Below are 16,492 nucleotides of genomic sequence, written 5' to 3' on the forward strand. Positions count from 1 at the left end.
GTTCCAAACCGCGCTTTCACCACAGTTGCGACTTAAGCTCGCGGCTTTGGAAAGTGGCGCAACTTGCCTGCAGTTCAGGGGCCTATACAATCCACATGCCATGGAGGGTTTCCCGGCTGCTTGCTTTCAGGACCGGTGACAGATGACGTCAGTAGCTGATCAAATCGCGGCACCATCGCTTGCGGCCGAAACGGAAGCGGTTGCGCGCAACGCGGCATCCGCGCCGGCCGTCTCGGCCCCGGCGATCGCGGTGCCCGTTGCCGGCGAGCGCGAGCTTCGGCTCGATCTGTTCCGTGGGTTAGCACTATGGCTGATCTTCATCGATCACCTGCCGCCCAACATTCTGACCTGGTTCACGATCCGCAACTACGGATTCAGCGATGCCACCGAAATATTCATCTTCATCTCGGGCTACACGGCCGCCTTCGTCTACGGTCGCGCGATGCGGGATGCCGGCGTCGTGGTCGCGACCGCGCGCATCCTGAGGCGGGTCTGGCAGATCTATGTCGCGCACGTGTTCCTGTTCACGATCTTCCTCGCCGAAATTTCCTACGTCGCGACCAGGTTCGAGAACCCGCTGTACACGGAAGAAATGGGCATCATGGATTTTCTCAAGGAGCCGGATGTCACCATCGTCCAGGCCCTGCTGTTGAGATTCCGTCCCGTGAACATGGACGTGCTGCCGCTCTATATCGTGCTGATGCTCTTCCTGCCGCTGATCCTGGTGCTGATGCGGCGGAGCGCAGACCTGACGCTGGCGCTCTCGGTCGCCCTTTACGCCGCGACCTGGGAATTCGATCTCTATCTGTCGTCCTATCCGAACGGCTTCTGGGCCTTCAATCCCTTCGCCTGGCAATTGTTGTTCGTGTTCGGCGCGTGGTGCGCGCAAGGCGGGGCGCAGCGCATGTCACGGATACTTTCCTCGCCGATCACCTTATGGATTTCGGTTGCCTACCTCTTGTTCGCGTTCTTTGTCACCCTGACCTGGTATTTCCCGCAGCTCGGTCATGTGATTCCGCGCCGGCTCGAGCAGTGGATGTATCCGATCAGCAAGACCGATCTCGACGTGCTCCGCTTCGCCCATTTTCTGGCGCTGGCTGCCGTGACGGTCCGCTTCCTGCCCAAGGACTGGGTGGGGCTGAAGTCGCCCTGGCTGCGGCCGCTGATCCTGTGCGGACAGCATTCGCTGGAGATTTTCTGCCTCGGCGTTTTCCTGGCCTTTGCCGGACATTTCCTGCTTGCCGAGTTTTCCGGCGGTGCCGGGTTGCATTTCGTTATCAGTATTTGCGGAATCCTGATCATGTCGGGCGCCGCATGGCTGCTTTCGTGGTACAAGCAGTATGCCGACAAGAGTGGATCCAAAACCAAGGGCACCATCGGCAACGCCGATATGGCGGGAGGGGGGGTATGAAGTCCGTCTCCGGGCTCGTCCTGGGCTTGTTTGTGCTGGCCGTCGTTCCGGCCGCGCTGCCCGCGCACGCCGAGGATACGCCAGCGCCTCCGGCGGTAGAGAGTTGCTTGGTTCCGGACAATCTGCTCGCCAGCGAAAGCGGCCTTCCCAAGGTCGAGGACGCCGTAAAAAACGGGCGGCCACTGGACATCCTGGTTATTGGCAGCCGTTCCTCGACCATCAACCCGACCGTGAATTCTTCGGAGGTAAGCGCCTATCCTGCCCGGTTGCAGGTCGCGCTGAAGGAGAAACTGCCGTCGATTGCGGTCAACGTATCCGTCGAAATCCAGGCCAAGAAAAGCGCCGAAGAAATCGCCTCCGGCCTCGCGAAGTTAATGGAAGGTAAAAAGCCCACTTTGGTGGTATGGCAGACCGGCACGGTCGATGCCGTGCGGTCGGTCGACCCGGAAGATTTTCGCGCCGCGGTCGACGAGGGCGTTGTTGCGCTGCAAGAGGCCGGGGCGGACGTGATTTTAATGAATCCGCAATATAGCCCGCGCACGGAGACGATGATTTCCGTGCCTCCCTACCTAGATAATATGCGCGTGGTGGCACAGCAGCACGAGGTTCCGCTGTTCGACCGCTTCGCTATCATGCGGCATTGGGCGGAATCCGGAGAATTCGATCTTTTCAGCACATTTCACGGCAATGAGCTTGCAAAGCGCGTCCACAATTGCCTCGGCCAGGCGCTGTCGCAATTCGTGATGGAAGCGGCCCATCTCAACCCCGCCCAGCAGAATTGAGGATCCACTTTTTTATGAAACGTTTGAGTTTTCTCCGCCCTTTTTGCCTGACACCATCGCTGGCCGGGCCCGCGATTGCGGCGCTTGCGCTGTTGACGGCGGCCGCAGTTGAACCTGCGTACGCGCAAGCTGCTCAACAGGCCGCGCTATCCGAGACATCCAAATCCGAAAGCGCCAAAGCCGAGAACACCGGTCCGGCAGCGCCTTCGACCGGCAAGACCGAACAGGGCAGCGTCGCGGCCGCCGATCAGGCCAATCCGCCGCCGCAAAAGAGCCTCACCGATCAGGCGATCGACAAGGTGAAGCAGGTCGCCAAATCGGCGAGCGACGTTTTCGGCCGCGTCCCGTGCCTGCCGCCGAAGGGCAGCATCAAGTCGTTCGGACCGCTGCCGCATGTCGCGGGCAAGCTCGCGGCAGGCGAGCCCGTCGTGATCGTTGCGTTCGGATCGTCCTCCACCGCCGGCTTCGGCACGTCCTCACCCGAATTCACCTATCCCAATCGCCTAGCGGCGCAGCTTCACCGGCAATATCCGGGCGCCGACATCACGGTCATCAATCGCGGCCGCGGCGGCGAGGACGCGCCCGAAATGATAAAGCGGCTGCAGAGCGAAGTGATCGACATGAAGCCCGATCTCGTGATCTGGCAGGTCGGCACCAACGCGGTGCTGCGAAATCTCGATCCCGACGAAACCGCACAATTGGTGCAGGAGGGCGTCGCGCGCATCCAGGCGGCGGGCGCCGACCTCGTGCTGGTCGATCCGCAATACTCGCCGAAAGTCACCGAACATCAGGAAAGCGCAAGCCGCATGATCAAGCTGCTCGGCAAGGTCGCCCAGCTTCGCCATGTCGGCGTTTTCCCGCGCTTCGAGGTGATGCGCCAATGGCATGAAAAGCAGGCGTTGCCGATCGACAGTTTCGTCATTGCCGACGGCTTGCACATGAACGATTGGGGTTATGCCTGCTTTGCCCAGTTGCTTGGCGACGACATCATCAGATCGGTCGGCCAGATCAAGCTCGGCGTCAACGTGCCGTCCAACGTGCAGAGTTACCGGCCGATGTAAGGTTCTTACCCTCCCCTGGAGGGGGAGGGTCGACGCGACTGCAAGGAGCGGCGGGGCGGGGTGACAGTCGTTCCTTTCGAACAGTGCGCGAGTTGAGAAATCACCCCTCCCCGGCTGTCATTTCGCTACGCTCAATGCGAGCCGACCCTCCCCCTCCAGGGGAGGGTGAAGTGGCTACCCTCACGCCTGTTCCAGCGCCGCGTGCAAATCCTCGATCAGATCGTCCTTGTGCTCGAGACCGGCCGAGAAGCGGATGAAGCCTTCGCCGATTCCGAGCTCAGCGCGCGCCTCCGGCGTCAACCGCTGATGCGTCGTCGTCGCCGGGTGGGTGACGAGGCTCTTGGCATCGCCGAGATTGTTCGAAATCCGCGCCAGCTTGAGTGCGTTGAGTACGCGGAAAGCGGCCGGCTTGCCGCCTTTGACCTCGAAGCCGACCAGCGTCGAACCCGCGCGCATCTGCTTCTTCACCAGCGCCGCCTGCGGATGATCGGCACGGCCTGGATAGATCAGCCGCGAGATCTTCGGATGTTGCGCCAGGGCCTCCGCAATCGCCCCCGCCGTTTCGGTCTGCGCGCGGACCCGCACCGCCAGCGTCTCAAGCCCCTTGAGCAGGACCCAGGCGTTGAACGGCGACATCGATGGCCCGGTCTGGCGCAAAAACGTGTGGATGTGTTCGGTGATGAACTGCTCCGAGCCGAGGATGATTCCGCCAAGGCAGCGGCCCTGTCCGTCAATGTGCTTGGTTGCGGAATAGACGACCACGTCGGCGCCGAGCGTAAGCGGGCTTTGCCAGATCGGGGTTGCAAACACGTTGTCGACGATCAGGCGCGCGCCGGCGCCGTGAGCGATCTCGGCAATGGCGCCGATATCGAGCACGTCGAGCGTCGGATTGGTCGGACTTTCGAGGAAGCAACTCCTGGTGTTCGGCCGCATCGCGCGCTTCCACTGGTCGAGATCAAGGCCATCGACCAGCGTGGACTGGATGCCGTAGCGCGGCAGCAGGTCTTCGATGACATAGCGGCACGATCCGAACATGGCTTTCGCCGCCACCACGTGATCGCCCGCTTTCAGCGGCGCCAGCATCGCCGTGGTCACCGCGGCCATGCCGGTCGCGGTCGAGCGGCCGGCTTCGGCGCCTTCGAGTTCCACCATGCGCCGCTCGAACATCGCCGTCGTCGGGTTGGAATAGCGCGAGTAGATGTAGCCGGATTCCTCGCCCTTGAAGCGCGCCTCGCATTGCTCGGCGCTGTCGTAGACGTAGCCCTGGGTGAGAAACAGCGCCTCGGACGTTTCGCCGAATTCCGAACGGATGTTCCCGGAATGGACCAGCCGGGTTTCCGGGCGGTAATTGGCCGTGGCGGACGACGACCCCGAAGACTTGGACATGTGACCTCCATCGTGACCATGGTTGAAAACGGCCACAAAAAAACCGGCCTGGAAGAATTTCCACGGGCCGGGATCACACTGTCCCCGGCCTGTTTAGCGACTTGTTTAACGTGGCTGCAAGCCGGCCGGCTCAAATCACCACGGGATAAGTCATGCTCTATTCGCTCGTACCCTTTCCGTCAAGGCGGGCATCGGATAACCGGTAAAAGTCCGTGTTTTCAGCGTCTGGAGTGCCCTGAAGGACCCGATCCGTGAGCTTCACGCTTCCGCCCGATGCCCATGGCATCCTGCCCGACCGCATGATTGCGGCGATGGCCGATTCCGGCCTCATCCTTCCGGCCTATCCGTTCGTCGAGAGCCAGATCCAGCCGGCTAGCCTCGATCTTCGTCTTGGCGATATTGCCTATCGGGTGCGGGCGAGCTTTTTGCCGGGACCGGACGCCACGGTTGCCGAGCGCATCGACGAACTGAAGCTGCACGAGATCAGCCTTGCCGACGGTGCCGTGCTGGAGACCAACTGCGTCTACATCGTGCCGCTTCTGGAGTCGCTCGCATTGCCCGCGCAAATCGTCGCGGCCGCCAACCCCAAAAGTTCGACCGGCCGGCTCGACGTGTTCACCCGCGTGATTGCCGACGGCACGCGACGGTTCGACATGATCGGTGCCGGGTACCACGGCCCGCTCTATGCCGAGATCAGCCCAAAGACCTTTCCGGTGCTGCTGCGCGAAGGCTCGCGCCTGTCGCAGGTGCGCTTCCGCTCGGGTGATGCGATCCTCAACGCCGAGGAATTGAAGAGCCTGCACACGCTGGAACGGCTGGTCGACGTGACGGATGCCGATCTCGTCAACGGAGTCGCGCTGAGCGTCGATTTGTCGGGCGAGAACACCAAGGGCTTTGTCGGCTATCGCGCCAAGCGGCATACGGGCGTGGTCGACATCGATCGTCGCGGCGGTTATGCGGCCGATGAATTCTGGGAAGCGATACCCGCTCGCCGCGACCGCAGCCTGATTCTCGATCCCGGCGAATTCTACATCCTGGCCTCCAAGGAAGCCGTGCAGGTTCCCCCGGATTACGCCGCCGAGATGGTTCCGTTCGATCCGCTGGTCGGTGAATTCCGCGTGCATTATGCCGGCTTTTTCGATCCCGGCTTCGGCTATGCCGGCGCCGGTGGCAAGGGGGCGCGCGCGGTTCTGGAAGTGCGTTCGCGCGAAGTCCCATTCATCCTCGAGCATGGCCAGATCGTCGGGCGCCTGGTCTACGAAAAGATGCTGGCGCGGCCCAACGCGATGTACGGCCAACGCATCGGATCGAACTACCAGGCGCAGGGGTTGAAGCTGTCGAAGCATTTTCGCGTCTGACACTGACCCGACGCAGCGCAGCATATTGTTGCGGGGGGCGAGATGTCTCTTTCGGTTGGCGTAGGCTGACTGTACCATGGCTCGAAAAATGGAACCGGGATGAGCCGGTTGGCTTTGCATGGCCAAGGAAACAACCAGACAGGGGGGCACTTCAATGACTGTGGCAATCACACAGGGGACATTGTCCGAATCCGATCATAGCGCGCAGCTGCGCAAGGCGGTCATTGCATCGACCATCGGCACTGCCATCGAATGGTATGATTTTTTCCTTTATGGCACCGCCGCCGGACTGATCTTCGGCAAGCTGTATTTCCCCAACGAGGATCCTCTGACCGCGACGCTGGCAGCCTTCGGCACCTATTTCATCGGCTTCGTGGGGCGGCCGATTGGTGCCGCGATATTCGGTCATTACGGCGACCGGATCGGCCGCAAGGCGACGTTGATCGCCACCCTTCTGTGCATGGGTATCGCGACCTTCCTCATCGCCTTCGTCCCCACTTACGCCTCGATCGGAATCTGGGGAGCGGTCATCCTCACGGTCTTGCGGATGCTTCAGGGCATCGGCGTGGGTGGCGAATGGGGCGGATCGGTGCTGCTGGCAATGGAATGGTCGCGCACTCACGGTCAACGCGGGCTGGTAGCATCCTGGCCGCAATTCGGGGTGCCTTGCGGCCTGTTCCTGTCAAATCTTGCCGTCCTTGCCTTCAGCCAACTGACCGGCGACCAGTTCTACACCTGGGGCTGGCGGGTTCCTTTCGCGCTGTCGGTCATTCTTGTTGGCGTCGGACTGTGGATTCGCCTCGGCATCCTTGAGACGCCGGTGTTCCAGCAACTGCTGGACAACAAGAAGGTCGAGAAGGCCCCGATTGTCGAAGTCTTCAAGAAGCATCCGAGGGAGATCATGCTGTCGGCCTTCCTGCGGGTGTCGGAGCAGGCGCCGTTCTATATCTTCACCGCATTCATCTTCGCCTACGCGGTCGGCACCTTGAAGATGTCGCGCGATTTCATCCTGTTCGCGGTGCTGGTCGCCGCGTGTGTCTCGTTTGTCACCATTCCGCTGTCGGGCCACATCTCCGACCTGATAGGGCGCAGGAAGATGTATCTGATCGGCGCGGCGACCGTGGGCGTGTTCGGCTTCCTGTATTTCGGAATGGTGGACACGGCAATTCCGTCGCTGGTATTCATCGCGATCGTGCTGTCGCTGATCCCGCATGACATGCAATATGGCCCGCAGGCTGCATTGATTGCAGAGGCTTTTACGCCTCGATTGCGCTACAGCGGTGCTTCGCTGGGGTATCAACTCGCCTCGGTGATTGCCGGTGGTCCGGCGCCCCTTATCGCAACCGCCCTGTTCGCCCGTTATCACTCCGGTTACGCGATTTCTGTCTACATCGCGATTTGCGCGGTCATAAGCCTTGTCGCGGCGTCGCTCATGCCCGACTACACCGGTCGTGACATTTCGATGGAGTATGATGAAGGGGCCTAGGTTGATCCGGCCTCGGTTCTGATGAGAGGCGCGAAAGGCGCTTCTCGTCAGGCCGGTTGCTTCATTGCGCAGTCGACTTCGCCGCCGGCGTCACGCGCCAGATGGCATTGCCGACGTCGTCGGCCACCAGCAGCGCGCCTTGCCTGTCGATGGCCACTCCGACGGGCCGCCCCCGTGCTTCCCCCTCATCTGTGAGGAAGCCGGTCAGCACGTCCTGCGGTTTGCCCGAAGGCATGCCGTTGGCAAACGGCACGAAGATCACCTTGTAGCCGGAGTGCGGTTTGCGATTCCACGATCCATGCTGGCCGACGAAGGCGCCATTGGCCATTTCCGGCGGAAACAGTTTTCCGGTGTTGAAGGCGAGCCCGAGCGAAGCCGTGTGCGCGCCGAGCGCATAGTCCGGTACGATCGCCTTCGCCACCAGATCAGGACGCTGCGGTTGGACACGGGCATCGACATGCTGGCCGTAATAGCTGTAGGGCCAACCGTAAAATCCTCCGTCCTTCACAGAGGTCATGTAATCGGGCACGAGGTCGTTGCCGAGTTCGTCGCGCTCGTTGACCACGACCCACAGCGCGCCGCTCTGCGGCTGCCATGCCGGACCGTTCGGATTGCGCAAGCCCGAAGCAAACACGCGCGATTTGCCGCTTGTGCGATCGATTTCGAGAACGGCGGCGCGATTGGTCTCCTTGTCCATGCCGTTTTCGCCGATATTGCTGTTGGAGCCGACGGTGGCATAGAGCCTTGTTCCATCGGGATGCGCGGTCAGATCCTTGGTCCAGTGATGGTTGAGCGGGCCTGCGGGCAGGTCCGCGACCTTTACACCGGGTGCCGTAATCCTTGTGTCGCCGCTAGAATAGGGGAATTTCATGATCGCATCGGAATTGGCGACGTAGAAATCATCGCCGACCAGCGCCATGCCGAACGGCGAATTCAGGCCTTCAAGAAAAACGCTCCTGGTCTCGGCGACGCCGTCGCCATTTGCATCGCGCAACAGCGTGATCCGGTTGGCGCTTTGCGTATCGGCGCCGGCACGCGTCATGACCAGTTTCGTGATCAAGCCCTTGATGCCCGTGTTCTCCTCGGGCCGCTTCGGCGCGTTGGTCTCGGCCACCAGCACGTCGCCATTGGGCAGCACCAACAGCGTGCGCGGATGGTCGAGCCCGGTGGCGAAGGCGCTGACCGCCATTCCCCTGGCGGCGACGGGTTTGCCGCCCTCCGGCCAGCCGATCGCCTTGGCGATGTTGACCGTGGGGAAAACGGAAGTTTCCGGCTCCGGCAGCGCGGGCGAGGGCCCGAAGGTTTGCCCGACCGTTGCAGTTTCCTGCTCGCCGCAGGCGCCCAGCGGCAAGGTGAGGCTCGCAAAGGAGATCACGAGCAGGAGATTTCTGGAAATGAAAATGGGTCCGCGCATGCCTTTTCCTCGCCTAACATCATTAACATACGGGAAGGTGCATCAGGTTCGCTAGTGTGGCGGTTCAGAAGTCCGCATCACTATTGCCGCGAATTCGTCATGCGGACTTCTGAACCAGAAGCCACACTAGAATCATAGATTTGCCAGTGTCCTTTTGATTCCGAAGTTCGTAAACGAGTATGCCGTGCAATGATACGAACTTCGGAATCAGGACACTAGCCGCAAATTTCGCGTGACGCCTTGGACGCGTATGCTCGCAACCGGCGAGGTCGGCTGAACAAGGGGAACGAAAATGGCCGCAGAGCAAGAGGGCGCGCAGGAGATGGAGTGGCTGAGATGGCGAAGCGTCGCCGAACTGTATCATGCCTACTTCACCGGACTCATCCTCACGGTGGTGACGCGGCGCGGGACGTCGGATGCCTGCGAATTCGTGTTCCGGGTGTTTCGTCGCCAGCAGCAAGAACGCTTCCTGCCCGGCCTGCAGAAACTCGGCCTTGCTCACCTGCCGCCGGCGGTGGCGGCCGCGCAGTACCATTATCTGTCCAACTGGATCGGCGGCGTTGGCGTCGAATACATGTATGAGTCGGATCGCAAGGCCTGGATCCGCTATCCGCCGCCGCGCTGGATCTGGAGGGGCACGGCGATCTGCGGCGTGCCCGGTGAGGTTTCGCGCGCGATGCTGCGCGGTTGGCACGCCAATAACGGCGTCGCGCTCGGCAACCCGAACCTTGGTTTCGTCTGCACCAAACAGAGTGTGGACGGTTAGGACGGCCTCGAAGGTTTTTACCTGGAATACGACCATTCGATCGAGATCGAGCAACGTCTGGTGTTTGCGCGTCATCTCGAGGCTCCCTTGTTCGATCCCGCCGCGGCGCCGGCCTTGCCGGTCGCGCAATGGCCGAAGCCGAGGCTCGAGAAGGCCTATCGGAACTATGCGATGGAGTACGTGCGAACCGCCGCACCCGTCATGGTGCAGCTGTTCGGCCCTGATGCGGCCAGTCATTTGCTGCACCTGACCGGCAAGCTGATCGGCATGCAGTATTTCGACGAAATCGCGCGCGGCCTTTCGGCCGGCAAGGGCAATCCGGAGGCCTTTGCTGTGTTTCTGCAGGCGCTGTTCGAGGCGCAGGGCGATCTGGCGGAAGTGGAGAAATGCGGCCACGCGTTTGAGCTTAGGCAAGGGACCTGGTGGCTGATGTCCGACGTCGCCGACTATCACCCGGCCTGCAGACGCGTGCTCGAAGGATTGTGCGAGGGCCTTGCCGCCGGCTGCGGCCGGCGCATTTCAGTTGCGATGCGGGCGGAAAAAGCCGGCGCACCGCCTTTTGTCTGGTCGATCGGCTGACCGCATCCGCTACCGACGAGCAATTTAATTCGGCAGGCGGCCCATGCGTCGGGCGCACTGGCGCCGTGCCGGATCGGTGCTAGTGGTCTGATTGCAACGTTCGCATCCCACCAGCGCAGATACTGTTGCGAATGTTAGAAGGACCAACAGCAAATACGAGAATCTCAAGTCTCCACCAAGAGACATCGTGCCCGGACGGAAGTCGGGCTGCCGTGCGGGAAAGAAAATGTCCGATATCGCAGGGGCCGCGATTACCGGGGCCGATGACGAGAATGCCGTTCTCCTGGTCTCCCCGCCGGTGAGAAATGCACTGATCGACTCCCCCATCCTGCGCACGCTGCTGCGGCTGGCTTGGCCGAACGTCATCGCGTTGAGCGCGGGTACCTGCGTCGTGATCGCCGAGACCTCCTATATTGGCCGGCTTGGCGTTGAGCCGCTCGCGGCGATGGCGCTGGTTTTTCCGTTCGTGATCCTCACCATGATGATGTCGGGTGGCGCAATGGGCGGCGGTGTTGCGTCGGCGATTGCGCGCGCGCTCGGCGCCGGCGATGTCGACCGCGCATCGACGCTTGCCGGGCACGCGTTGCTGATTGGTGTCTGCTTTGGGTTGTCTTTCATGCTCGGCATGCTGATTATCGGCCCGGCGCTTCTGGTACTGCTCGGCGGCCGTGGCAATGTGCTGGCTAACGCTGTCGGTTACAGTCAGGTATTTTTTGGTGGTGCGGTTCTGCCCTGGCTGATGAATTCGATGGCGGGAATCCTGCGTGGCACCGGCAATATGAAATTGCCTTCGCTGATGATTCTCGGCTCGGCTGTCCTTCAGGTCATTTTCGGCGGCGCGCTGGGATTAGGCCTTGGTCCGATTCCGCAATTCGGCATGCGCGGCGTCGCAGCCGGATCACTGCTGGCTTTTCTGACGAGCACGTTTGTCATGTCGTGGTACCTCTTTTCGGGGCGGGCGCGGCTCGTTCCCAGGATCAAAGGGCTTCAGGTTCGATGGGCGATGCTTGCCGACATACTTAAGGTGGGCCTGATCTCGTGCTTTTCGCCGCTGCAGTCGGTCCTGACCCTCAGCATCTTCACGCACCTGCTGACGCGCTTCGGAACGGAAATTCTCGCCGGTTACGGCATTGGCGCGCGGCTCGAGTTCATGCTGACTTCGGTGGCCTTCGCTTTTGGGATCGCGTCGGTGCCGATGGTTGGGATGGCAATCGGCGCGCAACAGATTTCGCGGGCGCGACGGGTTGCCTTGACCGCCGGTCTTCTCTCGTTCATCTCGGTGGGTCTGGTAGCGACCCTGATTGCCATCTTCCCCGACGTCTGGATCAATATTTTTACCGAAGATCCAAGCGTGCGCGCCGCCAGCAGCCAGTATTTGTCGACGGCGGCGCCGATGTACGCGTTCATTGGGCTTGCGATGTCCTGTTATTTTTCGTCGCAAGGGGCGGCCAAGGTGCTCGGGCCGGTGCTGGCGCAGAGCGCCCGGCTCTTGTTCATCGCCGTCGGCGGCTGGTGGATGTCGCAGCGCCACGCTCCGGCTGCGGACTTTTTCATATTGGCGGCGGCATCGATGGTGGTGCTTGGCCTGTTGTCTACCTCAAGCGTCATCTTGACGCGATGGGGACCGAGGGAGAGCGGCGTGGCACCGGGCCACCCGGCTCTCGGTGGCGTCGCCGACTAGCGCTATGGCGCGGCCATCACCTGACCCCTCGCAAATCGCTTCTGCATCGCGAGCACGGCCAGATCCATCTGCCCGGCGATATAGGGCGCGATTTCGTTGGGCAAAACGTCGACGGTCCAACTGACTCGCGTGCCTTCACCATCGGCCTCAACGTGCACCGTCGCATTGTAGTGTTTGACGCGATCGCTGATCACCGAATAGACCAGCCGTCGCCGGGTGTCGTCACAGTCGACCAAAGGCTCGTGCGCGATCGTGCCGTTGTGGAAGGTCACGATGCGCACATCGCCATCGAGACGCGCGTCGACCACGAAACCGGGCACGAGCCGCTGATGCACCGCGCCAAAGTCGCGTACCGCGGCCCAGACGTCGTCGGGTTGCGCGTCAACCGCAATCTCCCGGTGGATGGATGCCATGGATGTGGTCCTTCAAATGATTCGAAAGAGTCGAAACCGGGCGTCCTTACTCTAAGTGCAAACCGCCTCGACATTGTTGCCATCGGGATCGATCAGGAAGGCGGCGAAATAGGTCGGGCTATAGTCGGTCCGCAAGCCCGCTCCGCCATTGTCCCGTCCGCCGGCCTTCATGCCTTCGGCATGAAATTTCTCTATCGCAGCGTGCTCGCTCGCGCGGAAGGCGATGTGGGCACCGCCCGCGTTCCCCCTGTGCCGATAGAGCCATAGGGCCGGCTCGCCCTTCGGGCCGAAGCCCGCGCCATTCTCATCGCGTGAGCACAAGACATAACCGAGCGGGGCGAGCGCTGCGGTATAGAAGCGAACGCTGGCATCGAGATTGCCGACCTTGATTCCGATATGATCGTACATGAGTGTCTCCGTTCAATCGCGTGTTTTTGAAGCCGCGCAGGATGGAAACACCCTAATCAGTGCAAGGCGGGTCGATCTTGGAAAATCTTGCGGTTCCCGCGAGCGGCCGCGCGGAAAGAGCGCGGGGAGACGCCCGCGGCGCGATGGAAGGTGCGCACGAAATTGGATAGATCGCCAAATCCTACATCGTAGGCGATATCAGTGACGGGAATCTCCTCGCTGGCGAGCAGCCGCGCCGCATGCCTGAGGCGCGATCGCACGAGATATTGGTGCGGTGTAACGCCGAGCACACTGGAAAACTGACGCAGGAAATGGAAAGGGCTGACACCGGCCTGATCAGCGGCATCGTCGAGATCGATCTCGCGCTGCGAATTTGCCTCGATCCAGAGTGCCGTTTCGACGGCGCGGCGGCGATCCCGGGCGCTTGGTTGTGCGACCTGGCGCGACCGCCCCGAGACCACCTCGACGAAGCGGCTGGCGAACAACTGCCCGATCTCATCGAGGCCGATATCGCTGCGGCCGTCGGCCGAGGCTTGCGCGAGCTCTCCGAGCACCATCAGTTCGGGCAATGGCGGCGCGGCGCCGATGCGCCAGGTAGCCACATCGTTCCCGATCATTTCGATTAGTTCGGGAGTCAAAAAGAACGACAGGCACTCGTCGCCGCAGACGTGATCGTGGGTGCAGAGATATTCATCGCCGGGATAGCCGACCAGGATCGATCCGGTCACCAGGTCGAAAGTCCGGCCGTGCGTGCGGCAACCGAAGCTGCCCTTGCGCACATAGGAGACCGAGTGGCAGCGATACTGCTCGACAAACGGCTTGTCGTCCGGTCCGGCGGTGCAACGGAAATCGGACGCCGAAATCAACCGGCGTTGCAGCAGGGTTGTTCGCATCATGAGGGAAAATTACCCGGACAGGCGCGGCGGAGCAACCGGAAGCAACACGTCGAAAAGCGTCCTGGTGCTCGGCAAAGGCGTGCCCTCGATCGAAAGCAGCCGCCGCTTGGAGATGATTCCGCCATAAGGCGAGATCTGGTCGGCATAGCCGCCTTTTTCCAGCACGCGATGACAGGGGATGATGATCACAAACGGGTTACGCCCGATCGCCTGCGAGACCGCGTGCACCGCCCCGGAGGCTCCGAGTTTCACGGCTATCTCGTTATAGGTAAGGGTTGCGCCGCGCCCAATCTCGCGCGTGATCCGGTAGACGCGCTGGGAGAAGGCGGGGATGCCGTTCATGTCGAGCGTGACGCCGGAAAAATCGGCGGATTGGCCGCGCAGAAGTGCGGCGATGCCTTCGATCGCGCGTTCGACATTCGCCGGAGCGCGCGTCTCACGTGCCTCGGGGAAATGCTTGAACAGCCGCTTGCGCGTTTCGATCTCGCGCGCTTGTGGAAGCTGCACGCCGACGATGCCGGCAGCGCTCCATGCGATGCCGCACCGGCCAATTACCGTGTCAAAAATGCTGTACGCCCACCCAGCCATGCGCGTGCCCCGACACGGATCATAGCACCGCCTCCAATGGCCGCAGCTCAAAAGTTGAGATTTGCCCAAGATGATCGATCAACCTGCTTGGCGGATCGCGCGGCGTCGGCTAATCAGGATAGCGCGCGGGCGTAGTTCAATGGCAGAACGGCAGCTTCCCAAGCTCTTTCCGCCATTTTAACCTCGATTTCAGATACTCCCGAAAACATTGAAGAAGTGCCAGCTATTCGCGGACTTCTCGCATATTTTAGCTCCCGAAAACGCGCAATCACCTTATGAAATAGGGTCGCGCAAAACCGGCGAGTGTCAGCTAAATGTCAGCCAAAAATGCGAAGCCCCGGAAGACCTCCAAGCTTAACGATGAGGCGATCAAAGCGCAGCGCGAATTTGAAACCTATGGCACATTCTATGACCGCGATGTGCGTGGCCTGCGCGTCCGCGTCGGCGTGCATCGCTCGACGTGGGAATACTATCGCCAGTATCGAAAGGGCGGGAGCAAGGTAAAAACCCTCCGCCGTGTACTCGGGCACTTCCCGGAAATGAACACGATCACGGCCCGCAAAGAGGCCGAGAAGATCGCGGGCAAAATCGCGGACGGCGTCGCGACGCCGGGTAAGAAAGAGGCGACGCTGTTCTCGGTCGCGTGGGATCGATACCTCGCCCATCTGGAGCGCAAGGCGACCGAAAAGGGCAAGCCGCCGCGTTGGCGAGATCGTGCGAAGCGGCTCGGCGACAAGATAATCCTACCAGTCTTTGAGAAGTGGACCCTGATCGAACTCTCGAAGAGCCCGGCGGCTATCGCCGACTTTCATGCGGTGACGACCAAGAAGAACGGACCTGTGTCGGCCAACCATTGCGCCCGGCTCATCCGGGCTTGCTATCGCCGCGAGACGCGGCTCGACCGAACGTTGCCGCCCCAGTTGCCGACCTCGGCGGTTGACTTCAACAAGGAAGAGGCGAGCCAAGATGCGCTCGACTTCAAGGATTTTCCGAAGTGGCGCAAGGCATGGGATAAGATCGAAGACGCGCCAATCCGCAAAGCCTATCATCTGTTCTGTCTATTGAGCGGCGTTCGCCCGGGCGAGGGCGCACGGCTGCGCTGGAGCAACGTGCGGGACAATGAGCAGAGCTTCACGATCCCGACCGCGAAGGCTGGCAAGGATATCGTGCTGCCCGCGAGCCCGGAGATCATGGCGGTGCTGAGGATGGCTCGCGAAGCCACATACAAAGGTCATCACGAGGTCAAGATAGCCGACCTCGTATTCCCCGGCTGCGCCCAGATTAGCGCACGGGAGGCGCTGCCAGCGCGCGGAAACCAACTCCGCCACACGTACCGAACAATCTGCGCCGATCTGGAGATTGACGATCTGATATCGCACTTTCTCATGGGGCATGCGCCCGCCGGGATAAATCAGCGGTACGTCGCAACACTAATTTTGCAGAACGGGCCGGCGATGCGCACGGCGCAAGAACGCATCTCGAAGCGGATTGTCAATTTGCTCGGGCTCACGCTCGGCGGCCATGACGACGCGCCGCTTGTGCCGGATGTGCCGAACCGGGAAACGAACCGGAAAAAGAGCAAAGCCGCCGCTCCAGCCCGCGTTGCTTGAGACGGGGCAGGCGAGCGCACTAGCTGACGGTCGGCACGGGGGTCACGTGCCCCGCAAACCAACCGCCCGGCGAGATCGTGCACGCATGTCGTCGGCACATGCGGCAGCGCGCAAAGATCGACGTCGCGCGGCGTCTGGCAGCGTGAGCACTTGATCTCCAGCCATGGGAAGCCGCCGTTGATACTGCCCGATCTTGGTCTGATCTGTCGACCGCGACTAGGGCTTTAGCGCGATAGTACCGCCCGCCGACGCATCGATGCGGTGGCCGGTGCCCTTGACGCCTTTCGCGGCCAACTCCGCCATGACGGCCTTGCAGTTGGGGATTGCGCCAGCGAGATCGCACCCATCGGACACGACGATAGCTACGGCGGCCTTTACGACCAGCGTCGGCTGAACGGCTGGCTCAGTGCCGCCGCCGATGAGTGCGAACACCGTAACAAGAGCAATTGGTCCCCCAAAAAGCAAAAATTTTTGGCGTTTGGTTGCATGTGCCCATGCGATTCATCTCCCGAGCGCCAGGTTGTCTGCATTCGCTCGACTTGGAAACGCGCTAAAGCAGGAGCGCGACCTTGACATGGTAGGGGTCACAGGTTCGATCCCTGTCGTGCCCACCAGTCTTTTCAATAGCTTAGTCAAACTATTTTCTCCTTTCG

At 61.4% G+C, this 16,492-nt stretch carries 14 protein-coding genes, 1 pseudogene and 1 riboswitch; of the genes and pseudogenes, 8 read left to right on the top strand and 7 right to left on the bottom strand.

Going from position 1 to position 16,492, the window contains the following annotated elements; translation table 11 throughout:
• Positions 1-142: 142 nt before the first annotated feature.
• Genes VNX23_RS17775 through VNX23_RS17785 form a run of 3 tightly spaced genes read left to right on the top strand, consistent with a single transcriptional unit; the run spans position 143 to position 3,254 of the window.
• Positions 143-1,411 (top strand): OpgC domain-containing protein, encoded by a 1,269-nt coding sequence (locus VNX23_RS17775; protein ID WP_325632117.1) that lies wholly within the window; start codon positions 143-145, stop codon positions 1,409-1,411.
• The gene (locus VNX23_RS17780; RefSeq protein ID WP_325632118.1) at positions 1,408-2,193 is read left to right on the top strand and encodes an SGNH/GDSL hydrolase family protein; all 786 of its coding nucleotides are present in this window, start codon (positions 1,408-1,410) and stop codon (positions 2,191-2,193) included. The genes VNX23_RS17775 and VNX23_RS17780 overlap by 4 nt, the downstream gene beginning before the upstream one ends.
• Before the next feature lie 23 nt (positions 2,194-2,216).
• On the top strand, positions 2,217-3,254 hold the full coding sequence (locus tag VNX23_RS17785; RefSeq protein ID WP_325632144.1) for an SGNH/GDSL hydrolase family protein: 1,038 nt from the start codon (positions 2,217-2,219) through the stop codon (positions 3,252-3,254).
• Positions 3,255-3,434: 180 nt separating this feature from the next.
• On the opposite strand, the gene VNX23_RS17790 is transcribed toward VNX23_RS17785, so the two are convergent.
• On the bottom strand, positions 3,435-4,640 hold the full coding sequence (locus tag VNX23_RS17790) for an O-succinylhomoserine sulfhydrylase (protein WP_325632120.1): 1,206 nt from the start codon (positions 4,638-4,640) through the stop codon (positions 3,435-3,437).
• A 72-nt stretch (positions 4,641-4,712) separates the two neighbouring features.
• Positions 4,713-4,792, bottom strand: a riboswitch (SAM riboswitch).
• Positions 4,793-4,891: 99 nt separating this feature from the next.
• On the opposite strand from VNX23_RS17790, the gene VNX23_RS17795 reads away from it, so the two are divergent.
• Entirely contained in the window at positions 4,892-5,998 is a 1,107-nt protein-coding gene (locus VNX23_RS17795) for a 2'-deoxycytidine 5'-triphosphate deaminase (RefSeq protein WP_325632121.1), read from the top strand.
• Positions 5,999-6,152: 154 nt separating this feature from the next.
• A complete protein-coding gene (locus VNX23_RS17800; RefSeq protein WP_325632122.1) occupies positions 6,153-7,484 on the top strand; it encodes an MFS transporter in 1,332 nt (443 codons plus the stop codon).
• Between the two features lie 61 nt (positions 7,485-7,545).
• Here the strand turns inward: VNX23_RS17800 and VNX23_RS17805 are convergent, their stop codons facing one another.
• A complete protein-coding gene (locus tag VNX23_RS17805) occupies positions 7,546-8,898 on the bottom strand; it encodes a sorbosone dehydrogenase family protein (RefSeq protein ID WP_325632123.1) in 1,353 nt (450 codons plus the stop codon).
• A gap of 292 nt (positions 8,899-9,190) precedes the next feature.
• Between VNX23_RS17805 and VNX23_RS17810 the strand changes: the two are divergent.
• A pseudogene (locus tag VNX23_RS17810) lies at positions 9,191-10,243 on the top strand (hypothetical protein).
• A 226-nt stretch (positions 10,244-10,469) separates the two neighbouring features.
• On the top strand, positions 10,470-11,924 hold the full coding sequence (locus VNX23_RS17815; protein ID WP_325632125.1) for an MATE family efflux transporter: 1,455 nt from the start codon (positions 10,470-10,472) through the stop codon (positions 11,922-11,924).
• Positions 11,925-11,926: 2 nt separating this feature from the next.
• Here the strand turns inward: VNX23_RS17815 and VNX23_RS17820 are convergent, their stop codons facing one another.
• The 4 genes from VNX23_RS17820 to VNX23_RS17835 are packed head-to-tail and all read right to left on the bottom strand — an operon-like array spanning position 11,927 to position 14,229.
• On the bottom strand, positions 11,927-12,337 hold the full coding sequence (locus VNX23_RS17820) for an SRPBCC family protein (protein ID WP_325632127.1): 411 nt from the start codon (positions 12,335-12,337) through the stop codon (positions 11,927-11,929).
• 51 nt (positions 12,338-12,388) lie between these two features.
• Entirely contained in the window at positions 12,389-12,745 is a 357-nt protein-coding gene (locus VNX23_RS17825; RefSeq protein WP_325632129.1) for a VOC family protein, read from the bottom strand.
• A 56-nt stretch (positions 12,746-12,801) separates the two neighbouring features.
• On the bottom strand, positions 12,802-13,641 hold the full coding sequence (locus VNX23_RS17830; RefSeq protein ID WP_325632131.1) for an AraC family transcriptional regulator: 840 nt from the start codon (positions 13,639-13,641) through the stop codon (positions 12,802-12,804).
• A gap of 9 nt (positions 13,642-13,650) precedes the next feature.
• Positions 13,651-14,229: a methylated-DNA--[protein]-cysteine S-methyltransferase gene (locus VNX23_RS17835; RefSeq protein ID WP_325632132.1), complete on the bottom strand. Its 579-nt coding sequence runs from the start codon at positions 14,227-14,229 to the stop codon at positions 13,651-13,653.
• Between the two features lie 314 nt (positions 14,230-14,543).
• Here VNX23_RS17835 and VNX23_RS17840 point away from each other — a divergent pair, with 314 nt between their 5' ends.
• Positions 14,544-15,839, top strand: coding sequence for an integrase family protein (locus VNX23_RS17840; RefSeq protein WP_325632134.1), 1,296 nt, complete (start codon positions 14,544-14,546; stop codon positions 15,837-15,839).
• Positions 15,840-16,055: 216 nt separating this feature from the next.
• Here the strand turns inward: VNX23_RS17840 and VNX23_RS17845 are convergent, their stop codons facing one another.
• A complete protein-coding gene (locus VNX23_RS17845) occupies positions 16,056-16,271 on the bottom strand; it encodes a hypothetical protein (RefSeq protein WP_325632136.1) in 216 nt (71 codons plus the stop codon).
• Positions 16,272-16,492 lie beyond the last annotated feature (221 nt).

It is taken from the genome of Bradyrhizobium sp. (genome assembly GCF_035570375.1).
In the GTDB taxonomy this organism is placed as follows: Bacteria; Pseudomonadota; Alphaproteobacteria; order Rhizobiales; family Xanthobacteraceae; genus Bradyrhizobium.

Bases quoted from the DNA above. Each gene is read 5' to 3' on its own strand.
- VNX23_RS17800 (WP_325632122.1), top strand. From the start codon at position 6,153: ATGACTGTGGCAATCACACAGGGGACATTGTCCGAATCCGATCATAGC.
- VNX23_RS17825 (WP_325632129.1), bottom strand. From the start codon at position 12,745: ATGTACGATCATATCGGAATCAAGGTCGGCAATCTCGATGCCAGCGTT.
- VNX23_RS17805 (WP_325632123.1), bottom strand. From the start codon at position 8,898: ATGCGCGGACCCATTTTCATTTCCAGAAATCTCCTGCTCGTGATCTCC.
- VNX23_RS17840 (WP_325632134.1), top strand. From the start codon at position 14,544: ATGTCAGCCAAAAATGCGAAGCCCCGGAAGACCTCCAAGCTTAACGAT.
- VNX23_RS17820 (WP_325632127.1), bottom strand. From the start codon at position 12,337: ATGGCATCCATCCACCGGGAGATTGCGGTTGACGCGCAACCCGACGAC.
- VNX23_RS17775 (WP_325632117.1), top strand. From the start codon at position 143: ATGACGTCAGTAGCTGATCAAATCGCGGCACCATCGCTTGCGGCCGAA.
- VNX23_RS17835 (WP_325632132.1), bottom strand. From the start codon at position 14,229: ATGGCTGGGTGGGCGTACAGCATTTTTGACACGGTAATTGGCCGGTGC.
- VNX23_RS17790 (WP_325632120.1), bottom strand. From the start codon at position 4,640: ATGTCCAAGTCTTCGGGGTCGTCGTCCGCCACGGCCAATTACCGCCCG.
- VNX23_RS17830 (WP_325632131.1), bottom strand. From the start codon at position 13,641: ATGATGCGAACAACCCTGCTGCAACGCCGGTTGATTTCGGCGTCCGAT.
- VNX23_RS17780 (WP_325632118.1), top strand. From the start codon at position 1,408: ATGAAGTCCGTCTCCGGGCTCGTCCTGGGCTTGTTTGTGCTGGCCGTC.
- VNX23_RS17815 (WP_325632125.1), top strand. From the start codon at position 10,470: ATGTCCGATATCGCAGGGGCCGCGATTACCGGGGCCGATGACGAGAAT.